8 protein-coding genes are annotated in these 7,312 nt (G+C 71.8%); all 8 read right to left on the reverse strand.

Annotation, left to right across the window (positions count from 1 at the left end):
* Nucleotides 1-69: 69 nt before the first annotated feature.
* The 8 genes from FFK22_RS27165 to FFK22_RS27200 all read right to left on the reverse strand — a co-directional run bounded on the left by FFK22_RS27165 (nucleotide 70) and on the right by FFK22_RS27200 (nucleotide 7,036).
* The gene (locus tag FFK22_RS27165) at nucleotides 70-999 is read right to left on the reverse strand and encodes an ACP S-malonyltransferase (RefSeq protein ID WP_306770179.1); all 930 of its coding nucleotides are present in this window, start codon (nucleotides 997-999) and stop codon (nucleotides 70-72) included.
* Nucleotides 996-1,790 (reverse strand): triphosphoribosyl-dephospho-CoA synthase MdcB, encoded by a 795-nt coding sequence (gene mdcB, locus FFK22_RS27170; protein ID WP_221938886.1) that lies wholly within the window; start codon nucleotides 1,788-1,790, stop codon nucleotides 996-998. Before mdcB ends, FFK22_RS27165 begins: the two co-directional genes overlap by 4 nt.
* Before the next feature lie 83 nt (nucleotides 1,791-1,873).
* Complete coding sequence (mdcG, locus tag FFK22_RS27175) at nucleotides 1,874-2,539, reverse strand: malonate decarboxylase holo-[acyl-carrier-protein] synthase (RefSeq protein ID WP_138890742.1); 666 nt, start codon at nucleotides 2,537-2,539, stop codon at nucleotides 1,874-1,876.
* Nucleotides 2,523-3,263 (reverse strand): biotin-independent malonate decarboxylase subunit gamma, encoded by a 741-nt coding sequence (locus tag FFK22_RS27180; protein ID WP_138890741.1) that lies wholly within the window; start codon nucleotides 3,261-3,263, stop codon nucleotides 2,523-2,525. Before FFK22_RS27180 ends, mdcG begins: the two co-directional genes overlap by 17 nt.
* Complete coding sequence (locus FFK22_RS27185) at nucleotides 3,250-4,182, reverse strand: biotin-independent malonate decarboxylase subunit beta (protein WP_138890740.1); 933 nt, start codon at nucleotides 4,180-4,182, stop codon at nucleotides 3,250-3,252. The genes FFK22_RS27180 and FFK22_RS27185 overlap by 14 nt, the downstream gene beginning before the upstream one ends.
* Nucleotides 4,179-4,493 carry a malonate decarboxylase acyl carrier protein gene (gene mdcC / locus FFK22_RS27190; RefSeq protein ID WP_138890739.1) on the reverse strand — a complete coding sequence of 105 codons (315 nt, stop codon included), beginning with the start codon at nucleotides 4,491-4,493 and terminating at the stop codon, nucleotides 4,179-4,181. The genes FFK22_RS27185 and mdcC overlap by 4 nt, the downstream gene beginning before the upstream one ends.
* Nucleotides 4,494-4,502: 9 nt before the next feature.
* A complete protein-coding gene (gene mdcA, locus FFK22_RS27195; protein WP_138890738.1) occupies nucleotides 4,503-6,170 on the reverse strand; it encodes a malonate decarboxylase subunit alpha in 1,668 nt (555 codons plus the stop codon).
* Between the two features lie 71 nt (nucleotides 6,171-6,241).
* Nucleotides 6,242-7,036 (reverse strand): alpha/beta hydrolase, encoded by a 795-nt coding sequence (locus FFK22_RS27200; protein ID WP_138890737.1) that lies wholly within the window; start codon nucleotides 7,034-7,036, stop codon nucleotides 6,242-6,244.
* Between the last annotated feature and the right edge of the window lie 276 nt (nucleotides 7,037-7,312).

The following is a 7,312-nucleotide window of genomic DNA, read 5'->3' on the forward strand; positions in this document are numbered from 1 at the left end:
ACATGGGGACGTCGACGCCCTGCGTTCGTTGGCAGGGACCTATACCTTGGTCTTGAACAAGGCGCGGCGTCAGGCGCCGAGCCAGCGGCGAATGCCATCCAGCGACCGGAAGGCGGTGACGCTGTGGACGGCGATGCCCGGCATCGCCTCGTCGGCCATCCGTGCCAGGGCGTCTCCGGGGCCGAGCTCGAGCACGCGCTGCGGGTGGGCGCCGCGGCAGGCATCCATGCAGGCGGCCCAGTCGACGGTCTGACCAATCTGCAGGGCGAGCTTCCGCAGCCCATCCTGCAGGCGCAGGACAGGCGCACCATCGACGCCGCTGATCAGCCGCACGCCTGGAGACAGGTACGTCCCGGCGACCCGTTGGCGCAGCAACTCTCCGAACCGCGCGCCGGCATCGCGCAGCAGCGGCGTGTGCGACGCGACCGACACGGGCAGCCTGACGGCGCGGCTCGCGCCCCGCTGCCCGGCCTCGGCCAGGGCCGGCTCCAGGCCGGCGACGGCGCCGCCGATCAGCATGTGCAGGGGACCGTTGACGATGGCGATGTGGAGGTCGTGCGCCCGGCAGATCGCTTCGATCTCCGCGCGCGGCAGGCCCAGCACGGCGCCGAGCCCGGATGCGGTGCGCGAGGCTTCGTCCATCAGGACGGCCCGCCTGGCGGTCAGATCCAGCGCGGTCGCCGCGTCGATGATGCCGGCGATTCCCCACGCGGGCAGCTCGCCGGCGCTGTAGCCCGCGACGGTGACGGGGCGGGGCGAGGCCGACCCCAGCACTGCCCAATATGCCAGCGCCTGGGTGCAGCAGAGGATCTGCGCCGCCCTGTTGGCGTGCAGCTCGGCTGGGCTCGCCCGGCGGACGAGATCCCGCGGGTCTCGGCCGTCGAGCACGCGCCGGGCGGCGGCGAAGACGGGCGCCGCCTCGGGCGCCGCGCCGATCAGGTCGAACATGCCTGCCGCCTGGGCACCCTGCCCGGAGCAGAGGATGGCGATGCCCGTCACGGCTCGCTATCGACGGCATCGAGGAAGATCGTGGCGGCGAGCAGGTCCGCGCATCCGCCCGGGCTGAGACGGCGCCGGACGAAGGCCTGGTGGATCGCCACTGCATGGGCCTGCCAATCGGCCTGCCCCACGCCGCCATCGGTCAGGAACTGCCGGGCCATGCGTTGGGCATCCTGCAGCCCGGCGGCGCCGCCGCGATGCAGCAGGTTGGTGTCCTCGACCTCGGCCATCAGGGCGAAGCAGGCCTGGACGCGGGCAGCGCCCTCGTCATCGGCGAGCGCGCGTCCCTGCCGCAGGGCCGGCAGCCCGATCTCCCGGACCCGCGGGAAGCCGGCCGCGGCCTCGGCGCGGGCGCCCCCTGCCCCGAACCGACGCAACACGTCGCTGCCGTGGCTGCGGAGCGGGATCGGGCCGCACAGGATCGCGCCGCCCCAACGCCGAGCGACGATCTCCGTCAGCCGCGCGGCGGAGAGACGCGTGTCTTCCGCCGAGGCCACACCGGCCGCGGCGCAGAGCAGCCCGAGGCCGAAGATCGCGCCGCGATGGGTGTTCACGCCGCCGGTGGCGGCGAGCATGGCCGCCTCGGCCTCCCGGCCGATCTGCCGGAGCTGGTCCATCTCCGCCCCCGCCCCGCCGGCCATGGCCAGGCGGCCAAAGAACGGGCGGATCGCAGCGGCGCTGCGGCGGAAGGTGGTGTGGTCCATGTCGTCATGGCTGCCGCTGTCGACATGGCTCACCAGGCCGGGCTTCGGCCATGTCTCCAGCTCGGCGACGAGTGCGGCCGCAGCCATGTCGCCCCGCCGCTCGGCGATCGCAACGGGTAGGCCGGATACCGGCTGCCGGCGCGTGATGCCGGCGTCCCGCGCCGGTCGGCTCACGCGAAGAGGGTGTGCACGCATCGGATGTCCGCTCCGTCCATGGATTTGACCAGCACGGCCCCACCGGGCCGCCGAAACTGCTGGTGAAGCTCCCGCCAGTTCACCCCGCTGCCGGCCGTGAGGGCGATCTCGCCGTCGAGCCGCACCGGGCCGGCGCTGTCCAGCCGGCCGAGCGTGTCGAGCAGGTCGGGCAGTGCCGTAGCCGTCGGCCTGGGCCAGATCAGGTCGATGTCCGATCCGGGCCCGAGATAGGGCAAGCCGGTCAGGCGCTGCCATAGCAGGGCGCCGAACAGGACCGGCCGCAGCGCCAGCCGCTCGCCCAAGGCGATCAGCCTTTCGACCTGCGGCCGCCAGCCCGCCGGGACCGAGCCCGCCGACGCGTCCAGCGGGACGGCGGCGACGGTCTCCGCCACCAGATCGGCGGGGATGGACAAGGCGAGGCGCAGCTTGCCGTAGGCCGGCGGCAGGGGCAGGCCGACGGCGAGGCCGGCCTCCCCATCATCGGCAGCCGGGCGGCGTGCGATCACCGGCCAGCCGCGCTCCGCCCAGCCGGCGACGAGCCGGCGCGGTCCGAACCCCAGGTCCTGGAAGCCGGGCGACGCGGCCAGGACCGCTGCCCACCGGTCCGGCGTCACCCGCAGCAGATCATGACGCTGCAGCATGACGGCTCTCGACCACCTGCGCCGCCACGCGGAGGGCCAGGTCCGACGCCAGGCGCCGGCCGCCGCGTGCGGCGCCGAGCACATCCCTGGCGTCATGGCCGGAGCTGCGCGCCAGCGCCGCTTCGAGCTGGGCATCAAGCGGCCGGCCCGGATCCCAGGTCTCCGCCACCGCGCCGACCTCGGTCATCGAGGCAAGGCCCGGAGCGAAGACAGGGGTCGTCTGCGACAGAGCCCTGAGCTTGCCCTCCGGCAGCTTGGTGACGCGGGCGATCGACGGCAGGTCCATCACCGCGGGCTCCGCTCCCGGCAAGGCGACGAGCATGTCCGTCGCCAGGCCGGTGGCGAGGAACGCGCCGGCCGCCGCCTTGCCGTAATTCAGCCCGACCGTGCGATGGCCTTCCCGGCTGGCCAGCAGCAGGCATTTGGCGAGATGGGCGAGATACTCGTTGAGGCCCAGCATCTCGTCGCGGCGGGCCATGCGCTGGCTGCGCGTGTCCACCATCACCAGGATCGGCGTGTCGCCGCCGCCGGCGATCACCCGCAGCACCCGCTCGGCCAGGGGCAGGACGCCCTCGATCCCGAGCGGCTCTCCGCCGGCGATGCCGATCACCCCGACCGCGCCGCGATTGCCGCGACGGCCCGTCCCCAGGATCAGCTTGTCGGGGCGCACGACCACGTCGTGGCCGGCGGGGAACAGCCCCGCCAGGATCTCATCGACCGTCATGATCCAGTCCTTTCACCTTCGCGGCGAGCGCGGCGAATGCTTCGTCGTCCATGTCGCGCACGGCCTCCGGATCGGCGATGCCGAGGATGGTCCACATCTCGGTGGCGCTGCTGCAGGCGCCGAGCCGGGTCTGCCGCGACGCGAGCCGGTCCTGCTCGGCCTGCAGCGTCCGCAGGTCGAAGGCCGGAACCCGGTCGAGCAGGGCGAGGGCGGCCTCGCGGAAGCCGGCCATCGTGTCCCCGGCATAGGCGTCGGCGCCGCCGATCAGGCGGCGGGTCCGGCCGCCGGTGACGCTCCAGACCAGGGCCTTGTCCTTGGAGTCGAATTCCTCGACGCCCTGATTGGTCTCGATCACCTCGGGGCCGGTGACGCCGAGCCGGCCCTGCTCCGAGATCGCGATCCGGGAGCAGGTGGCGGCGGTGAGGCCCGCGCCGCCGAAGGCGCCCGAGCGTCCGCCGACCAGGGCGATGACGGCGACGCCCGCGCTCCGGGCCTCGGCGATCGCCCGCATCACCTCGGCGACGGCGAGTTCACCGGCATTGGCCTCCTGCAGCCGCACGCCGCCGCTGTCGAGCAGCAGCAGGACGGGGAGATCGGCACGGTCGCGCGCCGCCCGCAGCAGGCCGACCAGCTTCGCCCCGCTCACTTCGGCGAAGGTGCCGCCCATGAACTGGCCTTCCTGGGCGGCGACCAGCACCTCCCGGCCGTCCAGGCGCCCGCGCCCGATGATCATGCCGTCGTCGAACGCCGCGGGCAGGTCGAACAGCGCCAGGTGCGGGCTCTGCACGCGATCCGAAGGCGGCAGGAATTCGGTGAAGCTGCCCGGATCGAGCAGGCCGGCGATGCGCTCGCGGGCGGAGGCCAGGAACCAGCTCGCGGAATCGCCGCTGGCCGGCCGGACGGTGGCAGTGTCGGTCATCGTGCCGCCTCCATCATCCGGACGCCCTGCATCAGCCGCAGCGCCACCGTGTCCGGCCGGGCCCCGCCGTCATTGATCGAGATGCGGAGCCCACCCGGGGAGGCGCGCTCGACGAAGTCGGCGACGACCGCCTTCCACACCTCGTCATAGCCGCGCACCGGCGTGGCGATCTCGACGGAGCACTCGGTGTCCGGCAGCGCGCGTTCGAGCAGCACTTCGAGATTGCCGGACGCGACGACGCCGACGATGGCGCTCCGGGCCTGCCCCGCAGCCGGCCGGCCGGGGGCGTATCGAAGCTTGATGATCACCATGGCAGCCTCCTACCAGTTGCGGAATTTGCGGGGCGGGTCGTAGAGATTGCCCGACCAGTGCATCAGCTCCTTGACCGAGTGCGCGGCGAGCAGGCTCTTGTGCGTGTCGAGCGGGTCGATGCCGAGATCCTCCGGCCGCCGGATCACCTTGCGGGCCTGCAACTCCTCGACGACGCGGCGGTCACGGGCGCGGCCGACCGGCGTGTAGCCGGCGACGCCGCGGATCGCCTGCTCGCGCTCATAGGCGGTGCGGCACAGCAGGAGGTTCGCGATCCCCTCCTCGGTGACGATATGGCTGACGTCGTCGCCATAGATCATCACCGGCGGCAGATCGAGGTGCAGCGCCTCGGCCAGCTGGATGCTGTCGAGCTGCTCGACGAAGGTCGGGACCAGCTTGTCGCCGAAGGTCTCGACGATCTGGACCACCAGCTTGCGGCCGCGCGGTAGCTGCGCCTGCCCGTCCGCCGCTTCCCGCCCCGCCTTCAGCCAGGCTTCGCTGGCATGGCGCCGGCCATGCGGGTCGGAGCCCATGTTGGGCGCGCCGCCGAAGCCGGCGATCCGGTCGCGCGTCACCGTCGAGCTGTTGCCCTGCAGGTCGATCTGCAGGGTCGAGCCGATGAACAGGTCGGTCGCGTAGAGGCCGGCGGCCTGGCAGTACATGCGGTTCGACGCCATCGAACCGTCCCGGCCGGTGAAGAAGATGTCCGGGCGGGCGCGCATATACGCATCCATGCCCACCTCCGACCCGAAGCTGTGGACCTGCTGCACCCAGCCGGTCTCGATCGCGGGGATCAGGGTCGGATGCGGGTTCAGGGCGAAATGGGTGGCGATGCGGCCCTTGAGGCCGAGCCGCTCGGCATAGGTCGGCAGCAACAGCTCGATCGCGGCGGTGTTGAACCCGATGCCGTGGTTCAGCCGCCGGACGCCGTATTCCTCGTAGATCCCGCGGATCGCCATCATGCCGGTCAGGATCTGGGTCTCGGTGATCTGCGCCGGGTCGCGGGTGAACAGCGGCTCGACATAGAAGGTCTCGGGAGCGACGACCACGAAGTCGACCCGGTCGCCAGGCACGTCGACACGCGGCACCTTGTCGACCAGCTCGTTGACCTGGGCGATGACGATGCCCTGCTTGAACGCCGTGGCCTCGATCACCACGGGCGAGTCCTCCGTGTTCGGGCCCATATAGAGGTTGCCGTCGCGATCGGCGCAGCGCGCGACGGTCAGCGCCACATGCGGCGTCAGGTCGACGAAGTAGCGCGAGAACAGCTCGAGATAGGTGTGGATCGCGCCGAGCTCGATCTTGCCGGCGTTGAGCGCCCGCGCCAGCGCGGCGCCCTGCGGCCCGGAATAGGAGAAGTCGAGCCGGCGGGCGATGCCGGCCTCGAACAGATCGAGATGCTCGGCGAGGACCAGCCCGGACTGCACGATATGCAGGTCGCGGACGGTGTCCGGATCCACCGCGGCGAGGCAGCGGGCGAGGAAATCCGCCTGCTTCTGGTTGTCACCCTCGAGGCAGACGCGGTCGCCCGGGCGAAGGACCGCTTCGAGCAGCCTGGTTGCATCGTCGGGCGCGACCAGCTTGCCCCGGGCGTAGCGGCCGGCCGCCGCCAGCCGCTGTTCGCGAGATTGTCTTCCGGTGTCCCACGGGCGCTGTGGGACGTTCGGTCGGATGGTCATGGCTGGATCTCCGGCAGGGAGAATGCGGCGCCGCCGTTCCGTGGGACGCGAGGACGCCGCGTCTCATGGCCTCAATTGGTCACGTCGCCTGCATGCCGGGCGGCGTCCTCGATCACGGCGGCGACCTCCTTGGGGCGGGATTCGTAGACCGAATGGCTGGCGCCCTCGATCACGGTGACGTGGCTGTGGGCGCGCTCGTAGTAGAAGCGCTCGAGGTCCGGATTGATGATCTTGTCGGCGGCGGCGACGATGCCCCAGCTCGGCTTGGTCTTCCAGGCGGCCGCGGTCATCGGCGTGGAGAACACCGCCGCCGCGGTCGGGACCTGGGACTGCGCCTCGAACTTCGCCTGGTCGAGCGGCAGGTCGGCGGCGAAATGGGACGGGAACAGGTCGGGCTTCAGAGTGGTGTAGCCGTCGGCCGTCTTCACCACCGCCCCGGGCGTCTGCTGGGTGACGCTGGGCATCTTCTTGCCCAGGGCCGCCTCGTCCTCGCCGACATCCGGCGCATGGGCGGCGACATAGACCAGGGCGGCGACATGCGGGTCCTCGCCGGCCTCGGTGATGATCGACCCGCCATAGCTGTGGGCAACCAGGACGGTGGGGCCGTCCTGCTGGTCGAGGATGCGCTTGGTGGCGGCGACGTCGTCGGCCAGGCTGGTCAGCGGCTGCTGCACCATGGTCACGTGGAAGCCGTCGCGGGTCAGGATGTCGTAGACCGGCTTCCAGCCGGAGGCATCGACCCAGGCGCCGTGGACCAGCACGATGTTCTTGATCGGCGCATCGGGGGCGGCCCAGGCGGCCGCGGGAGCGACGGAGGCCAGCAGCGAGGCCAGCAGGAGGATGCGCTTGCTGTTGAACGCGGACATGAAGCCACCTCGAATATGAAGTTGCAGGAGGTTCCCGAGCGCCCCGGAAGCGGCGTCGTCGGGATCACGGGACTGACGGTACGGCCGCGCCGGCCCGCCCTCCATTGGACGGGAGGGCGGCCGGGACCGTGCATTCCGGTCGCCGCACAGAGACTTTGGTATAGGGCCTGGGGCCGGATCGCCCTCGCCGGCGGGCAGGCGAGAACCGTTGGCCCGGGCCGCGGTTCAACACCTAAGTATAGGCTCAGCCCTACGAACACGGAGCGGCGCCGATCC

The organism is Mycobacterium sp. KBS0706 (genome assembly GCF_005938675.2).
GTDB lineage: Bacteria > Pseudomonadota > Alphaproteobacteria > DSM-16000 > Inquilinaceae > Inquilinus.

Excerpts from the sequence above, each read along its gene's own strand:
- FFK22_RS27200 (WP_138890737.1), bottom strand. The coding sequence starts at position 7,036 with ATGTCCGCGTTCAACAGCAAGCGCATCCTCCTGCTGGCCTCGCTGCTG.
- mdcB (WP_221938886.1), bottom strand. The coding sequence starts at position 1,790 with ATGGCTGCGGCCGCACTCGTCGCCGAGCTGGAGACATGGCCGAAGCCC.
- FFK22_RS27185 (WP_138890740.1), bottom strand. The coding sequence starts at position 4,182 with ATGACCGACACTGCCACCGTCCGGCCGGCCAGCGGCGATTCCGCGAGC.
- mdcC (WP_138890739.1), bottom strand. The coding sequence starts at position 4,493 with ATGGTGATCATCAAGCTTCGATACGCCCCCGGCCGGCCGGCTGCGGGG.
- mdcG (WP_138890742.1), bottom strand. The coding sequence starts at position 2,539 with ATGCTGCAGCGTCATGATCTGCTGCGGGTGACGCCGGACCGGTGGGCA.
- FFK22_RS27180 (WP_138890741.1), bottom strand. The coding sequence starts at position 3,263 with ATGACGGTCGATGAGATCCTGGCGGGGCTGTTCCCCGCCGGCCACGAC.
- mdcA (WP_138890738.1), bottom strand. The coding sequence starts at position 6,170 with ATGACCATCCGACCGAACGTCCCACAGCGCCCGTGGGACACCGGAAGA.